This window comes from Photobacterium iliopiscarium (genome assembly GCF_003026395.1).
GTDB classification, from domain to species: domain Bacteria; phylum Pseudomonadota; class Gammaproteobacteria; order Enterobacterales; family Vibrionaceae; genus Photobacterium; species Photobacterium iliopiscarium.
The window spans coordinates 216,523-237,950 of the sequence record NZ_PYOO01000002.1 but is presented as its reverse complement, the minus strand read 5'-3'; the positions used below and the strand labels follow the sequence as shown (position 1 = coordinate 237,950).

Genomic DNA, 21,428 nt, shown 5'->3' with positions numbered 1-21,428 from the left:
AAGTGGTTAGAATATAATTCGCCGTAACAGAAAATTGATATATTAACCAAGTGGTAATATTGGATTCATGTCTATCATTTTAGGTATTGACCCGGGTTCGCGTATTACGGGATACGGGGTTATTCGACAAGTTGGTCGTAAACTAGAATATTTAGGCAGTGGGTGTATTCGTACATCATGCCCTGATATTCCTGGTCGATTAAAACAGATTTATGCAGGGGTTTCTGAGGTTATTACTCAATTTCAACCCGACTGTTTTGCGATTGAAGAAGTGTTTATGGGCAAAAATGCCAGTTCTGCGATTAAGCTTGGACAAGCTCGTGGTTGTGCTATTGTCGCTGCGGTGAATGCGGACTTACCTGTGAGTGAATATGCTGCACGACTAATAAAACAAGCCGTAGTCGGTAATGGTGGTGCTGATAAAGTGCAAGTACAACATATGGTGTGTTCAGTCTTAAAGCTGGAAGGAAAACCACAAGCCGATGCTGCCGATGCCTTAGCGATTGCTATTTGTCATGCACATACAAATAAAACCTTAATGGCGATGGCGGGTAAAGCGACCAGTGTTCGTCGTGGTCGTTACCGTTAATTTATCGCGTAATAAGCCTTATTGTTATTATATAAAAGCAGCGATGGCTGCTTTTTTTATTGAAGGTGATACGCATAAAGGGCTGGATATTGATCCAGTAGTTTACTATTCTAGTGCCAGTTTACTTCCTATTATAGAGATGATGTTGTGATTGGCCGACTACGCGGAATTGTGATTGAAAAACAGCCACCAGAAGTACTCCTTGAAGTGGGCGGCATTGGTTATGAAGTTGCTATGCCAATGAGCTGTTTCTATGAGTTACCTGAGCTAGGCCAAGAAGCTATTATATTTACTCATTTTGTCGTGCGTGAAGATGCCCAATTATTGTATGGCTTTAATAAAAAAAGTGAGCGTGAATTATTCCGTGAAGTCATTAAAGCAAATGGCGTCGGACCTAAATTAGGACTAGCAATTTTATCAGCAATGACCGCAAGCCAATTTGTCCGTAGCGTAGAATTAGAAGATGTTACTACGCTTGTTAAAATTCCTGGTGTGGGTAAGAAAACCGCAGAACGATTAGTGGTTGAGATGAAAGATCGTCTTAAAGGCTGGGGTGAAGGTGATTTATTTACCGTTGCACTCGACACTGCTGCATCTAATGCTGAGATTCAATACCCCGCAAATCAAGCTCGTGCTGAAGATGAAGCTGTTAGCGCACTTGTTGCTTTAGGCTATAAACCACAAGTGGCGGCTAAAGTTGTCGCGCAAGTTGCGAAACCAGACATGACCAGTGAAGCGATGATCCGTGACGCATTACGTTCAATGGTGTGATCACACATTCTGTAATAGGTATTTATTATGATTGAAGCCGATAGACTGGTTTCTAGTAATTTTGAGACACCTCGCGAAGATGAGATTATTGATCGCGCTATACGTCCAAAGTTACTCAACGATTATCAAGGTCAAGATCACGTTCGTGACCAAATGGAAATCTTTATTCAAGCGGCAAGATTGCGTAATGAAGCCTTAGATCATCTCTTGATTTTTGGCCCTCCAGGGTTAGGTAAAACGACATTAGCGAATATTGTTGCCAATGAAATGGGGGTAAGTATTCGTACTACGTCTGGACCTGTGCTTGAAAAAGCGGGTGATTTGGCAGCATTATTAACTAATCTTGAAGAAAACGATGTGCTATTTATTGATGAAATCCATCGTTTAAGTCCGCAGGTTGAAGAAATACTGTATCCCGCAATGGAAGATTATCAATTAGACATTATGATTGGTGAAGGACCTGCTGCGCGTTCGATTAAAATTGATTTACCGCCTTTTACGTTAATCGGTGCAACAACGCGAGCAGGGTCATTAACATCACCGCTGCGTGATCGTTTCGGCATAACTCAGCGTTTAGAATATTACAAAGTCGACGATCTTAAAGACATTGTCTCTCGTAGTGCAAGTTATCTTGGTTTATCCCTTGAAGAGGGAGGTGCGATGGAAATGGCAATGCGTGCTCGTGGTACTCCGCGTATTGCTAACCGATTACTGCGCCGTGTACGTGATTATGCTGAAGTGAAAAGTGATGGTCATATTTGTCCTGAGATCGCGAATAAAGCATTAGATATGCTTGATGTTGATAGTAGTGGTTTTGACTATATGGACCGTAAGTTATTAATGGCGATTATTGATAAGTTCATGGGGGGTCCGGTTGGACTTGATAACCTTGCGGCGGCAATAGGCGAAGAAAAAGACACCATTGAAGATGTACTTGAACCTTATTTAATCCAACAAGGTTTTTTACAGCGAACGCCTCGTGGTCGTATTGCAACGCAACGTGCTTATTTGCATTTTGGGCTTGATATACCAAAAACAAAATAACAATAAATAATGTCGAACAATAAAAAACGAGACAATTATAGTCTCGTTTTTTTATATATTGATTTTAATAGCAGTCTATAAAAATATAATCATAAATAATAATGTTATTGAAAATAGCATTGATTACTATTTAACAATTGTTATAAAAACCAAAATCAATATAGAGCGTGATTATCTAAACTTGGCTTATATTGTGTCTTAATGGTGATGTTTTTCTGAAAATATTTACTCATAATTAAAATCTATTTAATACAAAATGATCAATGAGTCCATATTTATGGGTATGTGGCGAAAAATTAATTTATAACGTATTGTTATTTATTGTTTTTAATTTATAAATGTTACATTTTTGGCAGATTGTTATTATAAATCACTGCTATTGTATAATCTTTTTTAGGTATACAATTATTCGCGTATGGAATTATATAATCCTTTGTTTAATAATGATTTTTAAATTTAATTGTTCATGTTGGATGTGATTTTTTGCTTGTTTTTTGTGAATAAATAAAAATAGATTATATTCTAATGTGTCAGTATTAAGAGAGAATAGTTAAAATATAAACATTGTAAATTGCCATTCAACGTTAAAAAACGTATTATTTATTGATATAGATCATGTTTGGTGCCGACGATATCTCATGCTGGTATTTTATTTGATAAATATCAAAGCAAAACTATTAATAAATACTTTGAAGATTATTGCTGATATCTGTAATATTAGCCTTGACTTTATTAGCTGTAGAATAAATAACACTAGCACAATATTTTTGATACAAAGTTGTAACAATAAAATGGCGTTATTATCATTTTATCGATAAATGCGATCAAGAATATCACCAATATTGCGATTTGTTATCTACGATTGGCTAAGCCCAATAATCGGTACACTGTGTAGTACTGCGCCAGTCACCTGGTGAAAAAAGGAGTTATCAATGTTCACTGATGTCGTCGAACTATCGCGGTTACAGTTCGCATTCACTGCGATGTATCACTTTTTGTTCGTTCCCCTGACTCTAGGTATGGCTTTTTTACTTGCCATCATGGAATCAGTTTATGTTATGACAGGCAAGCAAATCTATAAGGACATGACAAAGTTCTGGGGTAAGCTTTTCGCGATTAACTTTGCACTGGGTGTGGCAACTGGCCTATCCATGGAATTCCAGTTTGGTACAAACTGGGCTTATTACTCCCATTATGTTGGTGATATCTTCGGTGCGCCTTTGGCTATCGAAGCCCTGATGGCGTTTTTCCTTGAATCCACTTTAGTCGGTATGTTCTTTTTTGGCTGGGATCGTCTATCAAAACGTCAACACCTTACAGTGACGTGGTTTGTTGCATTAGCATCTAACTTCTCTGCATTGTGGATCTTAATTGCCAATGGCTGGATGCAAAACCCTGTAGGCGCGGATTTCAATTATGAAACCATGCGTATGGAAATGGTGAGCTTCGCTGAAGTTATCTTTAATCCTGTTGCTCAGGTTAAATTTGTTCACACAGTTGCATCTGGTTATGTTTGTGGTTCGATGTTTATTCTTGGCGTAAGTTCATACTACATGCTAAGAGGGCGTGATATTGCCTTTGCTCGTCGTTCATTTGCAATCGCTGCTGCTTTTGGTCTTGCATCAATCGTTTCAGTAATGATTTTGGGTGATGAATCTGGTTATGAACTAGGTGATGTCCAAAAAACAAAATTAGCAGCAATTGAAGCTGAGTGGCATACCGAACCTGCTCCAGCAGCATTTACCGCTTTTGGTTTCCCTAATCAAGATACGATGGAAACAGAGTACGCGATCAAGATCCCATACTTAATGGGTATTATCGCTACACGTTCGCTTGATACTCAAGTATTAGGTATTCGTGATCTTAAGAAACAACATGCAGTACGTATCCGTAATGGTATGGTTGCATACGGTTTACTTGAAAAATTACGTTCAGGCGAAAGAACACCTGCTAATGTTGCCGCTTTTGATGAAGTAAAAGGCGACTTAGGTTACGGTTTATTATTGAAACCGTATACTGATAAAGTTGTTGATGCGACACCAGAGCAAATTCAAAAAGCCGTTGATGACTCTATCCCTCATGTATGGCCGCTATTCTTTAGCTTCCGCATCATGGTGGGTGCAGGTTTCCTAATGTTTGCCATTATTGGTGCAGCATTTGTGCAGTCTTGCCGTCATAAAATCACAGGTAATAAGTGGGTACTTAAAGCTGCATTGTTTGGTATTCCATTACCGTGGATTGCAATTGAAGCGGGTTGGTTTGTTGCTGAGTATGGCCGTCAACCGTGGGCTGTTGGTGAAATTCTACCAGTACATATGGCAGCATCAAATCTTGAACCATCCCAATTATGGTTCTCGCTAGCTGCAATTTTCGGACTTTATGCGTTGTTCTTGATTGCTGAAGTGTACTTGATGCTTAAGTTTGCACGTTTAGGTCCAAGTAGCTTGAAGACTGGTCGTTATCATTTCGAGCAAAAAGATACAGCACAAGATGTGGTTTCACGTCAGGTTGAAGTGTAAGCAGGGAGAAACAGAATAATGTTTGATTATGAAAGCTTGCGAATCATTTGGTGGGTATTAATTGGTGTGTTATGCATCGGTTTTGCTGTTACCGATGGTTTTGATATGGGCGTAGGTATGCTGTCACCAATCATTGGTAAGACAGATAGCGAACGTCGTGTAATGATTAACTCAATTGCACCACACTGGGATGGTAACCAAGTTTGGTTGATCACCGCTGGTGGTGCATTATTTGCAGCATGGCCATTAGTTTACGCAACGGTATTCTCTGGTTTTTATGTAGCAATGATTTTGACGTTAGCTTCTCTTTGGTTACGTCCGTTAGGCTTTGATTACCGTTCTAAGCTAACTGATCCAAAATGGCGTGGTTTATGGGATAAAGCAATCTTCGTTGGTAGCTTTGTTCCACCGCTTATTTTTGGTGTTGCTTTTGGTAACCTTATGCAAGGTGTACCGTTTGAAATAAACGAATTTATGATGACGACGTATACTGGCTCATTCTTTGGTTTATTGAATCCGTTTGCATTACTTTGTGGTGTTGTTAGCGTATTAATGGTTATTACCCAAGGCGCAACATTCCTACAGATGAAAACAACCGATGCTATTCATACTCGTGCCCGTAATGTTGCTGCAATTTCAGCAATATTGATGGCCGTTGTATTTATTATTGCGGGTTTTGTCTCTCAAGGTATTAACGGTTATGTGATTACATCGCAAGTATTGCCAAATGTAGCCTCAGATCCATTAACGAAAGATGTTGTTCGTCAAGTGGGTGCGTTGTTTATTAATTACCATAACTACCCAGTATTGTGGATTGCACCAATACTTGCAGTAGCGATGCCATTACTAACAGCGTTATGTTCACGTGCTGAACGTGCAGGTTTTGCGTTCTTGTTCTCAAGCTTAACGGTTGCGGGTGTAGTATTAACATTTGGTTTTGCAACGTTCCCATTCATTATGCCTTCAAGCTTAGATCCTAATGTAAGTTTGACTATTTGGGATGCAACATCATCTGAATACACGTTGAATATTATGACAGTGGTAGCATTTGTTATGGTACCTGTAATCTTGATATACACCTCATGGTGTTACTACAAAATGTTTGGTCGTCTTGATACTAAATATATCGAAGACAACAAGACTTCACTGTACTAAGGAGTAGACGAACTATGTGGTATTTCGCTTGGATTCTAGGTGTTTTACTGGCTTGTTCATTCGGTATTGTCAATGCGCTATGGCTTGAAACGACTGAAAATATGGATAAAGACAGTGAGTAAGATAGATCGTGCGGTTAAGCTACTTCATGCACCATTGAATGTGCTGCCTCTTAAATTATTAGCCGTTGTAATGGCATTGACTATTACAGGGCTATTAATGTGGGAGCCTCAACAATTTGCCAAAGATATTGGTGGATTTAGTGTAGGACTAGCACCGTTGATGATTTGGGCAACCTGTAGTGCAATGGTATTTGGCATGGGTTTTGTTCCTCATCGGTGGTATTTTCAGGTGTTCTTTACGCCTTATATCGCACTGCCTATATTGCTGTATATTCTCGGGTTACGCTTTTTATAACGTTTAACCTGTAGTCATAAAAAAGCCTGTTACCGTAATGGAAACAGGCTTTTTTTATGTAACTCAATTATAGCGGCTATTAGTCATCTGTTTTTAATGCATGATAACTGAACAGAATTGTTATTTGATTGTCAGAACCTACTGACAAATTTCATTTTTTAGTTAAATGCTCTTATCTATTGGTATCACGGTAACTATCTGTGGATGACTTAGGGTATAGTAGTATTAAGCGCGATTGTTAGCACCGTGTAGACATGGTGGTTATGGATACTAAATGAAAGAACAAGATATTTTTAAATGGCCAATTACCATTTATTATGAAGATACTGATGTAGGCGGGGTGGTATATCACGCTAATTACTTGAAGTTTTTTGAGCGAGCTCGAACCGAATTATTGCGTTATATTGGCTTAAACCAACAACAATTATTCGCGGATAATATGAGTTTTGTTGTACGTAGTATGAATATTGATTTTATTCGTGGTGCGAAGCTAGATGATCAACTTATTGTGAATACAACCATTCAAAATGTACGTCGCGCATCAATAGAATTTAACCAAGAACTGGTTAATGACCATAATGTGGTATTTTGCCGCGCAGTTGTGAAAATTGCCTGTGTTAATCCAACCATCATGAAGCCAATAGCGTTACCTGAACAATTAAAGCCGGAGATAAATTAAGTGAACTCAGAACTAACCATTTTAGACCTTTTTTTACAAGCAAGTTTGTTAGTAAAACTGGTTATGCTTATTTTACTTGGGATGTCGATTGCGTCTTGGGCAATGATCATTAAACGCTCACAAGTTTTAAAGAGTGCTGAACGTAACGCAACTCAATTTGAAGACAGATTCTGGTCAGGCATTGATCTTTCACAGCTTTATCAAGAAGTTCAACAACGTAAAGATGATCTTTCAGGATCTGAACGCATCTTTTATTCAGGTTTTAAAGAATTTGCACGCTTACATCGTAGTAATGGCAGTGTACCTGAAGCGGTAATGGAAGGTACTGGACGTGCTATGCGGGTTTCATTATCAAAAGAAGTTGATGAGCTAGAAACTAACTTACCGTTTCTTGCGACTGTTGGTTCTATCAGTCCTTACATCGGTCTTTTTGGTACCGTATGGGGCATTATGACGGCATTTATTGCACTTGGTGCTGTAAAGCAAGCAACATTAGCGATGGTTGCACCGGGTATTGCTGAAGCATTGGTTGCGACCGCGATGGGTCTTTTCGCTGCGATTCCTGCGGTGATGTTTTACAATAGCCTTACTAATAAAGTGACTAAACTTGAACATACTTACGCCACTTTTATGGAAGAGTTTTCAAGTATTTTACACCGTCAGGCATTTGCAGCGAATCAGGAGTAATAAGCAATGGCTTATCAACCGAAGAAACGCAAAATGACGGCAGAAATTAATGTCGTCCCTTATATTGATGTAATGTTGGTTTTATTAATTATCTTCATGGTTACAGCACCGTTTGTAAGCCAAGGGGTTGATGTTGATTTACCTAAAACACAGACAGCTGAAACAATTGCGCAGCTAAATAAAGATAACGATACGCCTCCAATCATTGTCGAAGTTGATAAAGATGGCAATTTAGGGGTTAGTATTAATAATGATGATATGACGCATGGCCTTAGCCTTGATGAATTGATTGCCCGTGTAAAAGCAGAACTTGCGCGTGATCCTAAAACATTAGTTATGGTCGGTGGTGATGGACGTACACCTTATGCCAATATTGTCGAAACCTTAGATGCATTAAGTCATGCTGGAGTTGGGTCTGTAGGTTTAATGACTGATCCTCTCGATAAGCCTGGAAAATAAGGCATGAAAAAAAGTAATTATTCAACATCGGTCATTATCTCTGTATTCGTACATATGTTATTTATTGTGCTGTTATTATGGGGCGCTGATTTTACTTTCGATAAAAAACAATCGGTAGGAAATACCATTCAAGCGACAATGATTGATCCTGCAATGTTGAATCAACAAGCTCAACAAATTCGTCAACAACGTCAAGCGGCAAAAGCTGCGGAACAAGCACGTCAAGATCGTTTAGAGCAACAAACAGCAGCGCTTGAAGCACAACGTAAAGCTGATGCTGAGCGGATCCGTCAGTTAAAAGAAGATAAGTTGACGGCAGAAAAAGAAACGCGAAAAGCAGAAAAACAACGTCAATTGCAACAGCAACAAGCTGAAGAAGCTAAGGCCAAAGCAGATGCACAAGCAAAGGTAGACGCTAAAGTGAAGGCAGAGGCTGAAGCAAAAGTAGAGGCTAAAGCGAAGGCAGACGCTAAAGTGAAGGCAGAGGCTAAAGTGAAGGCAGAGGCTAAAGCGAAGGCAGAGGCTAAAGCGAAGGCAGAGGCTAAAGCGAAGGCAGACGCTAAAGTGAAGGCAGAGGCTAAAGCGAAAGCAGAGGCTAAAGTGAAGGCAGGCGCTAAAGCGAAGGCAGACGCTAAAGTGAAGGCAGACGCTAAAGCGAAAGCAGACGCTAAAGTGAAGGCAGAGGCTAAAGCGAAGGCAGAGGCTAAAGCGAAGGCTGACGCTAAAGCGAAGGCAGACGCTAAAGCGAAGGCAGACGCTAAAGTGAAGGCAGACGCTAAAGCGAAGGCAGACGCTAAAGCGAAGGCAGATGCTAAAGCCGCCCAAGCTAAGCAAGATGAAGCACTCAATAATATGTTTTCAGGATTAGAAGCTGAGAATGAACAACGTAGTGGTGCGAAAGGTCAGCATATTGCTGATGAAGTTGCTCGTTATGGCACTATTTATAAGCAAATGATCCAGCAACATTTATTAGTTGATCAAAGCTTTAAAGGTCAAGAATGTAAGTTAACACTACGCTTATCAGCTAATGGCTTAGTGTTGAATGTCTCACAGTTAGCCGGTAATGATACCCTTTGTCGTGCAGCTAAATCAGCAGTACTACAGGTGAGCGAATTCCCGATGCCAGATAATCCTGATGTTGTTAAACAATTGCGGGAAATTAATTTAACGGTTAGTCCGTAGATTATCTATAGAACTTGTTGAATACTTACTTTATTTTTTGCCGCAACGATTGTTGCGGCTTTCGTAACTATAAGGAGCGATTGATGAAACGTTGGATGATAGGCGTATTTTTTGCCTTACTAAGCGTTAGCCAATTTGCACATGCTGCACTTGATTTAGTCATCACAGATGGTGTTGATTCCGCCCGTCCGATAGGGATTGTCCCTTTTGAATGGCAAGGTCAGAATAAATTACCGACTGATATTTCAGCTGTTATTGCCTCTGATCTACAACGTAGTGGTAAATTTAGTCCAATAGCGAATAACAAATTACCGCAACGTCCTTATAATGAAAGCCAAATTAATTATGGTGCATGGACAAAATTAGGAGTAGATGCTGTTGTAACAGGGAGCATTACTCAAAACGCAGAAGGTAATTATGTTATTAATTATCAACTGGTTGATATTGTTAAAGGCAAGCTAAATAGTGATGCGCAAGGTACTGCGAGTGATTATTTACTGTTAAATAACCGTGCCGTTGTAAAACCTAATCGTATGCGTCAATATGCGCATCGAATTTCTGATATGGTTTATCAAAAGCTGACGGGTGAACGTGGTGCATTTTTAACTCGTATTGCTTATGTCGATGATAACCAAGGGACACAATTTCCGTACCAGTTGCGTGTTGCCGATTATGACGGTTATAACGAACGTGTCGTTTTAAAATCAAAGCAGCCATTGATGTCGCCAGCTTGGTCTCCTGATGGCAGTAAGTTAGCTTATGTTAGCTTTGAAAATGGCAAAGCTGAAATTTTTATACTGAACATTTATAAAGGTACGCGTGAATTAATTGCTAATTACCCTCGCCATAATGGTTCACCTCAGTTTTCGCCTGATGGTACAAAGTTAGCGATGGTGTTATCAAAGACGGGTAGTTTACAGATTTATATTAAAGATCTTAAAACAAAGCAATTACGTCAAATAACCCATGGCCGATCTAATAATACTGAAGAAGTTTGGACGCCAGATGGGAAATCAATGTATTTCACGTCAGATCGTGGCGGTCGTCCACAAATTTACCATCTTGATTTAGCGACAGGTAATGCTCAACGTGTAACATGGCAAGGCAGCCAAAATATGGGTGCTCAAATTACCCCTAATGGTCGTTTTTTAGTGATGGTGAATCGTTCAGATAGCGGTTATAACATTGCTAAGCAAGATTTAAAAAGTGGTGCAGTTCAGATTTTAACAAAAGCAAGATTAGCCGAATCACCAAGTATTGCACCCAACGGCAGTATGATTATTTATAGCTCAGCGCAAAATAATAGTTATGAGTTGTCTTTAGTCTCTATTGACGGTCGATTCCAGGCGCGTTTACCATCAACAAGTAAGCGTGTACGTGCACCAGCTTGGGGTCCATTCCTATAATAGGATTATAGAACAATAGCATATCCAAATAATGGGTATTACTGAATGATGAAGGATTAAAATAGATGCAATTTAATAGAATCTTAAAAGGCTTAGCCATTGCGTTACCAATGATGACATTGGCAGCATGTAGTTCAACCGATACCGCTGGTACATCCGCGGGTTCTCAAAACCAAAATGGTAGTGTTGAGGTCGGTGGTGGTGTTGGCGGTCTTAATGGTGCGGGTCAAACCTCTATTTCTACATCGCTTTCTCAAAGTGGTGCGATGACTGAACAACAGTTGCATGAACAACAAATGCAAAAGTTGCGTCAAGAAGAGCAAACAGTATTCTTCAAATTTGATAACGCTGAAATTCAACCAGCATATCAAAACATGCTAGAAGCACACGCTGAATACTTACGTAATCACCCTAATACAAAAGTTGTTGTACAAGGACACGCAGATGAGCGTGGCACACCTGAATACAATATTGCGTTAGGTGAGCGTCGAGCTACTGCGGTTTCTCAATATTTACAAGCATTAGGCGTATCAGCTAATCAAATGTCGATTGTCAGCTATGGTGAAGAAAAACCACTATTGTTTGGACACACCGATGCTGATTATGCAAAAAATCGTCGTGCAGTGATCGTATACTAATTAAGATTTAGGTTAATAATTATGAACAGTAACAAGATAATGCGTCAATTTGCATTAGTGTTGCTGGTTGGTGCGGCGACCCAAGTGGTCGCCGCGCCTGCTTCAGCCGCTAATTTACAAACATTAGAACGTATGCTTGAAGCACAAGGGCAATCACAATTGCAAGTTCAACGTCAGTTAGATCAAATGTCGGCTGATATTGATAATATTCGTGGCAAAGTAGAACGTAATAGCTACGATATTAAGCAAATGAAAGAACGTCAGCGACAACTGTATAATGATGTTGATAAGTTAAGTCGCCAGCCTGTAAAAGCAGTTCCTACGGCTAAAGAAGCGACTAAAGCACCGGTAGAAGCATATTCTAAAAATATGAGTGAGAACGATGCTTATCAAAATGCAGTGAATTTGATTTTGAAAAAGAAAGATTATCAAGGCGCAACTCAAGCTTTTGAAACCTTCTTAACCACTTATCCTAATTCAGTCTATAAACCTAATGCGAGCTATTGGTTAGGGCAACTACATTTTTCTCAAAATGATTTAGTCAAAGCGGCAAAGAATTTTGAAGTTGTTGTAAGCATTAAAGACTCAAGTAAGCGTGCTGACGCATTATTAAAGCTTGGTGTTATTGCTGAGCGTAACAATGATACTGTTAAAGCGATGTCTTACTATACAGAAGTTGAGAAAGAGTACCCTAACTCAACCAGTGCTAAACACGCACAGTCTGCGTTAGTGAATTTATCAAAACATTAGATTCATTATTTATATATTAAAAACCCACATTTATGTGGGTTTTTTTGTGTTCATTATTTGAGATTAATTGTTGTCTGTTTTCGTTAATTTTATCGAAAAGAAGTTGGTTAAAAAGGATCTTTAAATAAGAGAAACTATCATGGAAATTACTGTTTTTTTTGGTATTATTCGCCCTCATAAAATGAGTAGCTGTTGTTACTCATATAATGTTATTACTATGGATAGTTGGAGTTATTGTGCTTAGTCAAAAAAAAATATTATGTTACTCATTAATTTCTATTTCTGGATGGCTGTTTGCCGCCTATTTAATGTTTGCACACTTAAGTAATGATCGTGATTTTATCAATGATAAAATCACCGAGAATGCCTACAACATTGTTTCTCAATCATTACAAGATAAAAAAACAGATCCAGAGATTGTTGCACAAATACAAGATTGGTTTGCGAAAGGGTGGACAGCTCAAACGGGATCAGTAACCACTATTTGTGATAATGACCGTGATAAATTGAAGCAAATTTTGTCTGATTCCGCCATCGTAACAATCTGTCGTTTGCGTATATAACTACTGAGGTTATTTTTTATGAATAAATTAATGTCGGTATTCTTAGTGTTATTGGCTTTGTCTGGTTGGATTACTGGTGGCATATTTATGTATGGCACGACAATGAATCATAATTATGCTACTAAAATGGCTGGGGCGAATGCATTTAATATTATTGAGCAATCATTGCATAATACGGATTCAGAAGCCGCGATTTTAGCTAAAATAAAATTATGGAAGCAAGATGGTTGGACGGCACAAACTGGTTCAATTGCTACGTTATGTCAAAGTGATCGCCAGCAATTTCGTCATTGGGTAACTGTAAAGAATATTTCTAAAATATGTGAAAAGGCTCAATAGGTTAGATAGATGGATCTCTTTATTATTGTGATGCTTATCTTTTTTTGTATCGTAACGGTTGTTTCTTATATTTATTTATTAATGTCTTTTGATAATAAAGAAAAACATTTATATTTTGATGATAAGACTAAAACGGTTTTGTGTGATGGCAAGAAAATAATTTCGGTACGTGATGGCAGTGGTAATTATCGATTTATAAAGTATATTTTTGAGCATTCTAATCGACCTATTTCTGTTACAGAACTTGAAACATATGTTTTTTTTGGTCAAAACATCAATATAGTAAAAGTGTTGAGTAATACACATTTGCCAAAAGAAATTATTAACACCTTTTTTTGTGTTTCAAAAAATAGTCTAACATTAAAAAATAAAGCCTTCCTCAAGTGAGAAAGGCTTTTCGGCCTAATTTATAATTATATGCCGTAAGGGCTAGCTTGATGATAGTTATAGACATTCACCAATGTCTCACCTCTTCTACAGGTAGTTAAATCATTGCTTTTAAAGCGATAAGATATTATTTAATATTGTAAGTTTCAAAACTGTGATGCACGTCAATAATATTTTTTCTGAGATGTTCTCAGAGGATTCTCAACATAAAATTAATAATTTTTCACTTTTATGTATTCATGATAGGTATGAATTATTTTATGGTGGTGTTTTTCCATGTCTGTAATGTTATATAAATGTTTATTGGTTAAAGATGATATTTACAAAATCATGCGTATAATGATCAAACATGTAAGGAATGCTGACGAGCAAATGAATAATGAATATTGCATTTGATCCATCGGAAATGATCTATCCATTTCCAGCCAAACCTGCGCTTTTATCGGAGCATGAAAAGCAGGTTTACATTAAAGAAATCCAACAACGACTAAAGAACAATAATGCCGTACTAATAGCTCACTATTATACTGATCCCGAGATTCAGGCTCTCGCTGAAGCGACGGGAGGTTTCGTTGGTGATTCACTTGAAATGGCGCGCTTTGGTAATCAACATTCAGCAACAACATTGATTGTTTGCGGGGTGCGATTTATGGGTGAATCTGCAAAAATATTAACGCCTGAAAAAACGGTCTTAATGCCAACCTTAGAGGCTGAATGTTCGCTCGATCTTGGTTGTCCTGTTGATGCTTTTACTGCGTTTTGTGATCAGCATCCTGATCATACAGTAGTGGTTTATGCAAATACTTCTGCCGCAGTAAAAGCCCGCGCTGATTGGGTGGTAACATCGAGTATCGCGTTAGAAATCATTGATCATTTAGACAGTGAAGGGCATAAAATTATTTGGGGGCCAGATCGCCATTTAGGTGGCTATATTCAAAAGCAAACTGGCGCTGAAATGTTATTGTGGCAAGGGGAGTGTATTGTGCATGATGAGTTTTCAGCACAAGCCCTAAAACAGATGAAGCACCTACACCCAGATGCAGCTATTTTGGTGCATCCAGAGTCACCTGCCAGTGTGGTTGCACTCGCTGATGCTGTCGGTTCAACCAGTCAATTAATAAAAGCTGCGACAACATTACCGCAGACCAAATTAATTGTGGCAACCGATAAAGGTATCTTCTTTAAGATGCAGCAAATGGTGCCAAATAAAGAATTAATTGAAGCGCCGACGGCAGGGGCTGGTGCTACGTGTCGCAGTTGTGCTCATTGTCCGTGGATGGCGATGAATGGCTTAAAAGCTATTTATACAGCCTTGGCTGAAGGTGGCTCACAGCATGAGATTTTTGTTGATGAAGCGGTACGTGTGAAGTCGCTTATTCCACTCAATAGAATGTTAGATTTTGCAGCTGAGTTACAGTTGCAAGTGAAAGGTAATGCGTAAGTAATTACTTACTGTAACAAAAGAAAAGGCGACCCGTTCTGATACTTATTTGAGTTAACAGAATCGATTCGCCTTTTTTATTGCTATTTCAGTCAACTATTACTGGGCGGCAACTAATTGTGCCCCACGTTGTGTTAGGCCACATAGCATAACAGGGATCGCGTTGAAGATTTCTTCAAACTGCGCCAGTGCATCAGCGTTTTGCTCTTTAAGCGCTTCTAATGCTGTTTCAGGATCAAATAATAAGCTGAAAGAAAGTAACACACCACCAAGTAGTGCATTATCTTCACTTTCTGGTGGCATAATTGTTTCCCAGTCATCACGGGCTAATTGCCAACCTTGCAACATACCTTCGCAGAAATTACTGGTAGCGTCAGTAACAATTTGGCTATCGTCTAATGCACAGCCTTCAGGCCACTGCCAAGTACTTTCAAATAATGCTGCACGAGCTTCATTCCAGATTGCAATGATTGCTTTTGCGTAATTTTCTAAGTCTTCATGGCTATCGAACGGTGATGTTTCTTCACCGCCCCACATAAATGCTAACCATTCAGTTGGATCAATCAGGTGCGGGGCTGCTGCCATTGCCGTAATAAAACCGCGAGTTTGTGATTCAGGTAGCAATTGATCTGCTAGTTGAGAGTTTTCTAGGATAGTACTTAGTTGTGAAGGCATAAAACAATCTCAGCTTAATAATGATTAAGTGTTCGGGTACATTTACTATACATGTACCGCTGAACTTTATACCACTATTGTAACAGTCTCTTGATAACAACCTAGTCACGGTCAACAATATTTATCATATTGCATCAAAAAAGAGGCACAAATTACGGTTACTGACATTAAATTGGTTATTTTTGATTTTAATTAAAACATGATGGCTTTACTAATAACATAATCATTAAGGACATAGCGGATTTACGTTGTTAAAACAAGTTTAAGCGTCTCATAATTTTACTTATGGTTAAGGTGAAGCAATGTATAGCGAACAATTTATGATGTTATTGGCTGTATTTGAACGTGCAGCATTGATGTTGATGACATTATTTTTATTAACGCGTACTCAATTGTTTCAATCAATAGTAAAGAAAACCCATCGACGACCTGTTGAAACCGCGATGATCTCAGCATTGTTTATTTTATTTGCGGTATTTAGTACTTATACCGGTTTAAATGTTGATGGCTCTCTTGTTAATGTACGTATTATTGCAGTGCTGTCTGGTGGCATTATTTTTGGACCGTGGATTGGTATTCCCGCGGGTATTATTGCGGGTATTCATCGTTATTTAATTGATGTTGATGGCCCAACATCGGTAGCGTGCTTAATAACGAGTATTTTTGCGGGCTTGTTAGCAACCTGGATCCATTGTAAGTGTGCTAAAAAAAATTATGCTCAATTGGGTATTTTAGCGGGAATGTGTTGTGAAATACTGACGATGGTATTGATTGTGGCGTTATCACACAATAAAGCACTGGCTTACAATATTGTTACGCATATTAGTTTTCCAATGATTCTTGGTACATTATCGATTGGTTTAATTATTAAGTTAGTACAAGATCTTGATGAAGAACAAGATCTTATTGCAGCTCAGCAAGCAAAGCTCGCCCTTGAAATTGCCAATAAAACCTTACCTTACTTTCGTATTAATAACCGTAATGCGTTACAAAAAGTATGCAGTATTATTCGTTTTTATACGGGAGCAGATGCTGTAGCGATTACTAATACGCAAGATGTGCGTGCTTATGTTGGCCGTGGTGAAGAACATTTTTTAGATGCGCACCATAAAATCAGCCAAATGACACGTCAAGCAGTAGAAAGTGGTGAGCAAATCATCAGTAACAACCTCAATGTTCATAATTTTCATTCATTACTTATTATTCCACTTTGGGAAAACGGTGAGGTGAGTGGCACCCTTAAAATATTTTATTGTCAGCCCGATCATATTCGTATGTCATTGCGTGAAATGGCAATTGGTTTATCTCAAATCATATCCACTCAAATGGAAGTTTCACGGATTGAACAATTAAAGCAAATGGCAGCAAAAGCGGAGTTTTCAGCCCTACAAAGTAAAATAAACCCACACTTTTTATTTAATGCACTTAACGCTATTTCGACCTTAATCCGTATTCGTCCAGATGAAGCGCGACAGCTTATTGCTAATTTAGCCGATTTTTTACGATATAATTTAGAACGAGATGTTGAATTAATTGATATTCAAGAAGAAATTCAACAGGTACGTGATTATGTTGCCATTGAACAAGCACGTTTCGGTTCAAAATTAGAGGCGGTGTTTGATATTGATGATGTCCATCCTCGCATACCATGCTTATTGATTCAGCCTCTCGTTGAAAATGCTATTTTACATGGTATTCAACCCTCTCGTGTGGCAGGTAAAGTCGTTATTTCGGTAAAGAAATGTGAGGATGATGTGGTGATCACTATCACTGATACTGGCGTTGGTATTGATCAGGAAATTATCGATAAGTTGTATCAAAGCAAAATAGATTCGCACCATATTGGACTTAATAATGTCCATCAGCGGTTATTATTATTATATAGCGAAGGATTGCATATTAGTCGTCTTGAGCAGGGAACGAGTATGCAATTTTTTATAAAAGAACAGGATTAATATCATGCGATTAAACGCCTTGATAGTCGAAGATGAATACCTAGCTCGTGAAGAATTAACTTATTTAGTTGAAAAACATAGCATCATTAATATTGTAGCCGCATTTGATGATGGTTTAGATGCTTTTAAATTTTTGCAGTCTAATAAAGTTGATATTGTTTTTTTAGATATTAATGTTCCGTCAATTGACGGTATGTTGTTAGCTCGAAATATTGCTCAATTTTCCCATAAACCTCAAATCGTATTTACTACTGCGTATAAAGAATATGCAGTAGACGCATTTGAATTAGAAGCGGTTGACTATTTACTGAAGCCTCTTAATGAGCAACGGATAATAGGGTTATTAGCTAAGTTACAGGTGCGTGCTCAAGAGAAAAAACCGCCACAAATTGCAACGAACACACGTAGTCAGAGTATTAATTTAATGCTCAATAATCACATTCATGTTACTGCGATCCACGATATTTGTTGTGCAATTGCCCATGAAAAAGTAACACACGTTTATACTACGGAAGGGTGTTTTGTGGCACCGATGACAATCAGTGAATTAATGTTGCGTTTACCCGTTAGTGATTTTTTCCGGTGTCATCGTTCTTATTGTATAAATATTAATAACGTTAAAGAAATTATTCCATGGGTCAATAGTACTTATATGATAAAAATGGATCATGTTGATCAACAGATCCCTGTGAGTCGTAGTAATTTAAAAGCTTTTCGTAGCCTAATGCAGTTGTAAATCCCAATATATGATTAGCGGCAAAATGCATTTCATGCCGCTATACTGCATTTTATTCCTTATACGTTACCATTGATTTTATTGTTTTATTACCCCCTTGTTATCTATGGTTATTGTCGTATTTTGGTGAACAGCAGCAAGGCAATCTGCAATATAGCCTTGAGTATTTCACCGAAAAAAGGACGTCACCATGACCACTCAAATTACCAGTCGTAGCCGTTATTTCACGTTACTTGGCACTGTTATTACTCAGTTTGCTTTAGGTTCAGTTTATACTTGGAGTTTATTTAATTCCCAACTTGCAGGTAAGTTATCTGAGCCTGTCAGTCGTGTTGCTTTTTCTTTTGGTATTATGAGCTTGGCATTAGCAGTTGCATCATCAATGGCGGGTAAAATGCAAGAGCGTTTCGGGGTGCGTAACGTTACTCTAGGGGCGGGTATTCTATTGGGTGCGAGTTTATTACTCACAGCGCATGCCACCAATATTTGGTTGTTATATATCTTTGCGGGCTTGTTAATTGGCTTTGCTGACGGTACGGGTTACTTAATGACCTTATCTAACTGTGTTAAATTTTTCCCTGAGCGTAAAGGGTTAATTTCTGCCTGTGCGATTGGTGCGTATGGTTTAGGAAGTTTAGGTTTTAAATTCATCAATATGTATTTCCTTGAGCACAATGGTTTAGAAAGCACATTTGATTACTGGGGTATTATTGCAATGGTCATGGTCATTATTGGTGGCTTAATGATGAAAGATGCTCCTAAACAACAAGTATCTGCCACAGAATCTGCTACAGAAGTACGTGATTTTAGTCTTTCACAATCAATGAAATGTCCTCAATTTTGGATGTTAGCTTTAGTTTTCTTAACTGTTTGTATGAGTGGTTTGTACGTTATTGGTGTTGCAAAAGACATCGGTCAGGGCTACGTACACTTATCATTAGATGTTGCTGCATCTAGTGTGGCTATTATTGCTGTTGCTAACTTAGGTGGTCGGTTAGTCTTAGGTGTATTATCAGATAAAATGGCACGTACTAAAGTTGTCGCAATATCATTAGCTGTATGTCTAATCGGTGTGTGTGCTTTATTATTTGCTCATCAAAGTCAGATGAGTTTCTATGTTGCGGTTGCTTGTATTGCCTTTAGTTTTGGTGGCACAATTACTGTATTCCCTTCATTAGTCAGTGATTTCTTTGGTTTGAATAACCTTACTAAAAATTACGGTATCATTTATTTAGGGTTTGGTGTCGGTAGTTTCATTGGTTCAATTGTCGCTTCTATCTTCGGCGGTTTTATTGCAACGTTCTACTTAATGTTTGCGTTGTTAATTGTTTCATTGATTATTGCGCTAACGATTAAGTTACCTAAATTACCACAGCCATCTTTGGCGTAATAAGCCTGATAAATACATATAAATAACTAATCCGAATTTACACTTAAATTCGGATTTTTCGTTGTTATTAATTTGCAGTATTAAAGAAACTAATAGTGACAATTAAATGCTCTAATGGTTATTTCTAAACTAGATAAAAACCCTACATTTAATTCAAATAGTAGTTATTAACTCGAAACCAACATCAAATACAGAACCTTATTTTATAAAAAAGCTGTTTTAATTCGCACATGAACTGCATGGTGTTAATTAGGCAGTTTTAAGTAACGTATGTAGAACCAATACTGGTTGATTTTGCTAGAGTAAGGGAAGTGGATGTCTGTGATTAAAGTGCCATTTAGAGTTAGAAATGCCGCCGCAGATATATTTGCAATGGTGGTGTTTAGCTTTATTACTGGAATGATGATTGAAGTTTTTATTTCAGGTATGTCTTTTGAACAGTCATTAGCATCACGTACGTTATCCATTCCGATTAATATTGCGATTGCATGGCCCTACGGTATGTTCCGTGATTATGTTATTGGTTGGGGTCGTAAGTTATCGCCAACACGATGGATGAAAGGGTTATCAGATATGGTGGCCTATGTTGTCTTTCAGTCGCCTATTTACGCCTGCATTCTTTTGGCTGTTGGTGCAAATAAAGAACAAATCATTGCTGCGGTAATGAGTAACATTTTAGTGTCAGGCGCACTAGGTGTGGTTTATGGTCAATTTCTTGAGTTTTGTCGTAAAATGTTCCGTGTTACAGCGAGTGCTCAACCTCTTATTTAACCTGTGTTAACTTTATTGCTATTAATCGAAAGCACCCTCAGAGGTGCTTTTATTGTTTTCAAATGAGAGTAAGTCATGGTTTTGGTATAAGAACAATGCAAATTGCAGTATAAGTCAGCAAACAGAAAAAACTTCAATAAAAACCCTTGACCCAGATCCCATAAATCAATATATTACACGCCGTCGACAAGCAAAGCGTTGTTGGCAACAATGTGGTGAGGTGTCCGAGTGGCTGAAGGAGCACGCCTGGAAAGTGTGTATACGGCAACGTATCGAGGGTTCGAATCCCTCCCTCACCGCCATATCTCTTTTAAAGAGATACAAAAATTGGAGAGATGGCTGAGCGGTTGAAAGCACTGGTCTTGAAAACCAGCATACGTTTATAGCGTATCTAGGGTTCAAATCCCTATCTCTCCGCCACATTCAAGAAAGCCGCTGTTTTTACAGCGGCTTTTTTACATCTAAATAAAAGTGGGAGTTTAGACCGAGTAAGTAAAGCAGGGTTCAAATCCGCTAATCCTCGAAGCAGCTCCGCCACATTCAAGAAAGCCGCTGTTTTTACAGCGGCTTTTTTACGTCTGGAATAAACCAATCCTAACAGTGACGGTAAACTCACCCCGTCATTCCCTACAGTGAGGTTACGAACGAGATAGGGAATCTACTATTAGCGCGTTGTAGCATTATTGTTTTCGTTGATTTTGTAGCATATTTTCATAGGTATCTTTAATGCTCAATGACGTGGTGAATAGATCACGGATAGCTCATGCTTCGCTTCCGAGATGACGAAGAATAACCCGCGTTATTTGCTGCTGAAATATAACAATTAATTCCAGCCACCTTTTACAGTGACGACAAAACTCACCCCGTCATTCCCT

23 protein-coding genes and 2 tRNA genes are annotated in these 21,428 nt (G+C 38.4%); 24 read left to right on the top strand and 1 reads right to left on the bottom strand.

Annotation, left to right across the window (positions count from 1 at the left end; all coding sequences use genetic code 11):
• Window positions 1-67: 67 nt before the first annotated feature.
• The 18 genes from ruvC (at window position 68) to nadA (ending at window position 15,026) form a co-directional block, all read left to right on the top strand.
• Complete coding sequence (gene ruvC / locus C9J51_RS04415) at window positions 68-589, top strand: crossover junction endodeoxyribonuclease RuvC (RefSeq protein WP_045037304.1); 522 nt, start codon at window positions 68-70, stop codon at window positions 587-589.
• A 147-nt stretch (window positions 590-736) separates the two neighbouring features.
• Window positions 737-1,360 carry a Holliday junction branch migration protein RuvA gene (gene ruvA, locus C9J51_RS04410; protein ID WP_045037305.1) on the top strand — a complete coding sequence of 208 codons (624 nt, stop codon included), beginning with the start codon at window positions 737-739 and terminating at the stop codon, window positions 1,358-1,360.
• A 27-nt stretch (window positions 1,361-1,387) separates the two neighbouring features.
• Window positions 1,388-2,404 carry a Holliday junction branch migration DNA helicase RuvB gene (gene ruvB / locus C9J51_RS04405; protein ID WP_045037306.1) on the top strand — a complete coding sequence of 339 codons (1,017 nt, stop codon included), beginning with the start codon at window positions 1,388-1,390 and terminating at the stop codon, window positions 2,402-2,404.
• A 932-nt stretch (window positions 2,405-3,336) separates the two neighbouring features.
• A complete protein-coding gene (gene cydA, locus C9J51_RS04400) occupies window positions 3,337-4,923 on the top strand; it encodes a cytochrome ubiquinol oxidase subunit I (RefSeq protein ID WP_045039308.1) in 1,587 nt (528 codons plus the stop codon).
• An 18-nt stretch (window positions 4,924-4,941) separates the two neighbouring features.
• On the top strand, window positions 4,942-6,078 hold the full coding sequence (cydB, locus tag C9J51_RS04395; protein WP_045037308.1) for a cytochrome d ubiquinol oxidase subunit II: 1,137 nt from the start codon (window positions 4,942-4,944) through the stop codon (window positions 6,076-6,078).
• A 14-nt stretch (window positions 6,079-6,092) separates the two neighbouring features.
• Entirely contained in the window at window positions 6,093-6,200 is a 108-nt protein-coding gene (cydX, locus tag C9J51_RS04390; RefSeq protein ID WP_036795409.1) for a cytochrome bd-I oxidase subunit CydX, read from the top strand.
• Window positions 6,193-6,495, top strand: a complete 303-nt coding sequence (ybgE, locus tag C9J51_RS04385; RefSeq protein WP_045037309.1) for a cyd operon protein YbgE — start codon at window positions 6,193-6,195, stop codon at window positions 6,493-6,495. Before cydX ends, ybgE begins: the two co-directional genes overlap by 8 nt.
• Before the next feature lie 274 nt (window positions 6,496-6,769).
• On the top strand, window positions 6,770-7,174 hold the full coding sequence (ybgC, locus tag C9J51_RS04380) for a tol-pal system-associated acyl-CoA thioesterase (RefSeq protein ID WP_045037310.1): 405 nt from the start codon (window positions 6,770-6,772) through the stop codon (window positions 7,172-7,174).
• Window positions 7,175-7,861: a protein TolQ gene (gene tolQ, locus C9J51_RS04375; protein WP_045037311.1), complete on the top strand. Its 687-nt coding sequence runs from the start codon at window positions 7,175-7,177 to the stop codon at window positions 7,859-7,861.
• A gap of 6 nt (window positions 7,862-7,867) precedes the next feature.
• Window positions 7,868-8,320 (top strand): protein TolR, encoded by a 453-nt coding sequence (tolR, locus tag C9J51_RS04370; protein WP_045039309.1) that lies wholly within the window; start codon window positions 7,868-7,870, stop codon window positions 8,318-8,320.
• 3 nt (window positions 8,321-8,323) lie between these two features.
• Window positions 8,324-9,502 (top strand): cell envelope integrity protein TolA, encoded by a 1,179-nt coding sequence (tolA, locus tag C9J51_RS04365; protein ID WP_107274879.1) that lies wholly within the window; start codon window positions 8,324-8,326, stop codon window positions 9,500-9,502.
• An 83-nt stretch (window positions 9,503-9,585) separates the two neighbouring features.
• Complete coding sequence (gene tolB, locus C9J51_RS04360; RefSeq protein ID WP_045038876.1) at window positions 9,586-10,908, top strand: Tol-Pal system beta propeller repeat protein TolB; 1,323 nt, start codon at window positions 9,586-9,588, stop codon at window positions 10,906-10,908.
• Window positions 10,909-10,973: 65 nt separating this feature from the next.
• Window positions 10,974-11,546, top strand: a complete 573-nt coding sequence (gene pal / locus C9J51_RS04355) for a peptidoglycan-associated lipoprotein Pal (RefSeq protein ID WP_045038875.1) — start codon at window positions 10,974-10,976, stop codon at window positions 11,544-11,546.
• Window positions 11,547-11,567: 21 nt separating this feature from the next.
• Window positions 11,568-12,296 (top strand): tol-pal system protein YbgF, encoded by a 729-nt coding sequence (gene ybgF, locus C9J51_RS04350; protein WP_045040935.1) that lies wholly within the window; start codon window positions 11,568-11,570, stop codon window positions 12,294-12,296.
• Window positions 12,297-12,532: 236 nt separating this feature from the next.
• Complete coding sequence (locus C9J51_RS04345; RefSeq protein WP_146144493.1) at window positions 12,533-12,859, top strand: hypothetical protein; 327 nt, start codon at window positions 12,533-12,535, stop codon at window positions 12,857-12,859.
• 18 nt (window positions 12,860-12,877) lie between these two features.
• Complete coding sequence (locus tag C9J51_RS04340) at window positions 12,878-13,198, top strand: hypothetical protein (protein WP_045038872.1); 321 nt, start codon at window positions 12,878-12,880, stop codon at window positions 13,196-13,198.
• Between the two features lie 9 nt (window positions 13,199-13,207).
• On the top strand, window positions 13,208-13,585 hold the full coding sequence (locus C9J51_RS04335; RefSeq protein ID WP_045038871.1) for a hypothetical protein: 378 nt from the start codon (window positions 13,208-13,210) through the stop codon (window positions 13,583-13,585).
• A gap of 379 nt (window positions 13,586-13,964) precedes the next feature.
• The gene (gene nadA, locus C9J51_RS04330) at window positions 13,965-15,026 is read left to right on the top strand and encodes a quinolinate synthase NadA (protein ID WP_045038870.1); all 1,062 of its coding nucleotides are present in this window, start codon (window positions 13,965-13,967) and stop codon (window positions 15,024-15,026) included.
• 99 nt (window positions 15,027-15,125) lie between these two features.
• Here the strand turns inward: nadA and C9J51_RS04325 are convergent, their stop codons facing one another.
• Window positions 15,126-15,701, bottom strand: a complete 576-nt coding sequence (locus tag C9J51_RS04325; RefSeq protein ID WP_045038869.1) for a UPF0149 family protein — start codon at window positions 15,699-15,701, stop codon at window positions 15,126-15,128.
• A gap of 302 nt (window positions 15,702-16,003) precedes the next feature.
• On the opposite strand from C9J51_RS04325, the gene C9J51_RS04320 reads away from it, so the two are divergent.
• The 6 genes from C9J51_RS04320 to C9J51_RS04295 all read left to right on the top strand — a co-directional run bounded on the left by C9J51_RS04320 (window position 16,004) and on the right by C9J51_RS04295 (window position 20,973).
• Entirely contained in the window at window positions 16,004-17,656 is a 1,653-nt protein-coding gene (locus C9J51_RS04320) for a sensor histidine kinase (protein WP_181314800.1), read from the top strand.
• Window positions 17,657-17,660: 4 nt separating this feature from the next.
• Window positions 17,661-18,392: a LytR/AlgR family response regulator transcription factor gene (locus C9J51_RS04315; protein WP_045040932.1), complete on the top strand. Its 732-nt coding sequence runs from the start codon at window positions 17,661-17,663 to the stop codon at window positions 18,390-18,392.
• A gap of 190 nt (window positions 18,393-18,582) precedes the next feature.
• Window positions 18,583-19,782, top strand: a complete 1,200-nt coding sequence (locus tag C9J51_RS04310; protein ID WP_045038866.1) for an L-lactate MFS transporter — start codon at window positions 18,583-18,585, stop codon at window positions 19,780-19,782.
• A 315-nt stretch (window positions 19,783-20,097) separates the two neighbouring features.
• Window positions 20,098-20,553 (top strand): L-alanine exporter AlaE, encoded by a 456-nt coding sequence (locus C9J51_RS04305; RefSeq protein WP_045038865.1) that lies wholly within the window; start codon window positions 20,098-20,100, stop codon window positions 20,551-20,553.
• Between the two features lie 214 nt (window positions 20,554-20,767).
• Window positions 20,768-20,855: transfer RNA gene (locus tag C9J51_RS04300), tRNA-Ser, on the top strand.
• 27 nt (window positions 20,856-20,882) lie between these two features.
• Window positions 20,883-20,973 (top strand) — tRNA-Ser (locus tag C9J51_RS04295).
• Window positions 20,974-21,428: the final 455 nt, after the last annotated feature.

Excerpts from the sequence above, each read along its gene's own strand:
- ruvC (WP_045037304.1), top strand. The coding sequence starts at position 68 with ATGTCTATCATTTTAGGTATTGACCCGGGTTCGCGTATTACGGGATAC.
- ruvB (WP_045037306.1), top strand. The coding sequence starts at position 1,388 with ATGATTGAAGCCGATAGACTGGTTTCTAGTAATTTTGAGACACCTCGC.
- cydA (WP_045039308.1), top strand. The coding sequence starts at position 3,337 with ATGTTCACTGATGTCGTCGAACTATCGCGGTTACAGTTCGCATTCACT.
- cydB (WP_045037308.1), top strand. The coding sequence starts at position 4,942 with ATGTTTGATTATGAAAGCTTGCGAATCATTTGGTGGGTATTAATTGGT.
- cydX (WP_036795409.1), top strand. The coding sequence starts at position 6,093 with ATGTGGTATTTCGCTTGGATTCTAGGTGTTTTACTGGCTTGTTCATTC.
- ybgC (WP_045037310.1), top strand. The coding sequence starts at position 6,770 with ATGAAAGAACAAGATATTTTTAAATGGCCAATTACCATTTATTATGAA.
- tolR (WP_045039309.1), top strand. The coding sequence starts at position 7,868 with ATGGCTTATCAACCGAAGAAACGCAAAATGACGGCAGAAATTAATGTC.
- tolA (WP_107274879.1), top strand. The coding sequence starts at position 8,324 with ATGAAAAAAAGTAATTATTCAACATCGGTCATTATCTCTGTATTCGTA.
- tolB (WP_045038876.1), top strand. The coding sequence starts at position 9,586 with ATGAAACGTTGGATGATAGGCGTATTTTTTGCCTTACTAAGCGTTAGC.
- pal (WP_045038875.1), top strand. The coding sequence starts at position 10,974 with ATGCAATTTAATAGAATCTTAAAAGGCTTAGCCATTGCGTTACCAATG.
- ybgF (WP_045040935.1), top strand. The coding sequence starts at position 11,568 with ATGAACAGTAACAAGATAATGCGTCAATTTGCATTAGTGTTGCTGGTT.
- C9J51_RS04340 (WP_045038872.1), top strand. The coding sequence starts at position 12,878 with ATGAATAAATTAATGTCGGTATTCTTAGTGTTATTGGCTTTGTCTGGT.
- C9J51_RS04335 (WP_045038871.1), top strand. The coding sequence starts at position 13,208 with ATGGATCTCTTTATTATTGTGATGCTTATCTTTTTTTGTATCGTAACG.
- nadA (WP_045038870.1), top strand. The coding sequence starts at position 13,965 with ATGAATATTGCATTTGATCCATCGGAAATGATCTATCCATTTCCAGCC.
- C9J51_RS04325 (WP_045038869.1), bottom strand. The coding sequence starts at position 15,701 with ATGCCTTCACAACTAAGTACTATCCTAGAAAACTCTCAACTAGCAGAT.
- C9J51_RS04320 (WP_181314800.1), top strand. The coding sequence starts at position 16,004 with ATGTATAGCGAACAATTTATGATGTTATTGGCTGTATTTGAACGTGCA.
- C9J51_RS04315 (WP_045040932.1), top strand. The coding sequence starts at position 17,661 with ATGCGATTAAACGCCTTGATAGTCGAAGATGAATACCTAGCTCGTGAA.
- C9J51_RS04310 (WP_045038866.1), top strand. The coding sequence starts at position 18,583 with ATGACCACTCAAATTACCAGTCGTAGCCGTTATTTCACGTTACTTGGC.
- C9J51_RS04305 (WP_045038865.1), top strand. The coding sequence starts at position 20,098 with ATGTCTGTGATTAAAGTGCCATTTAGAGTTAGAAATGCCGCCGCAGAT.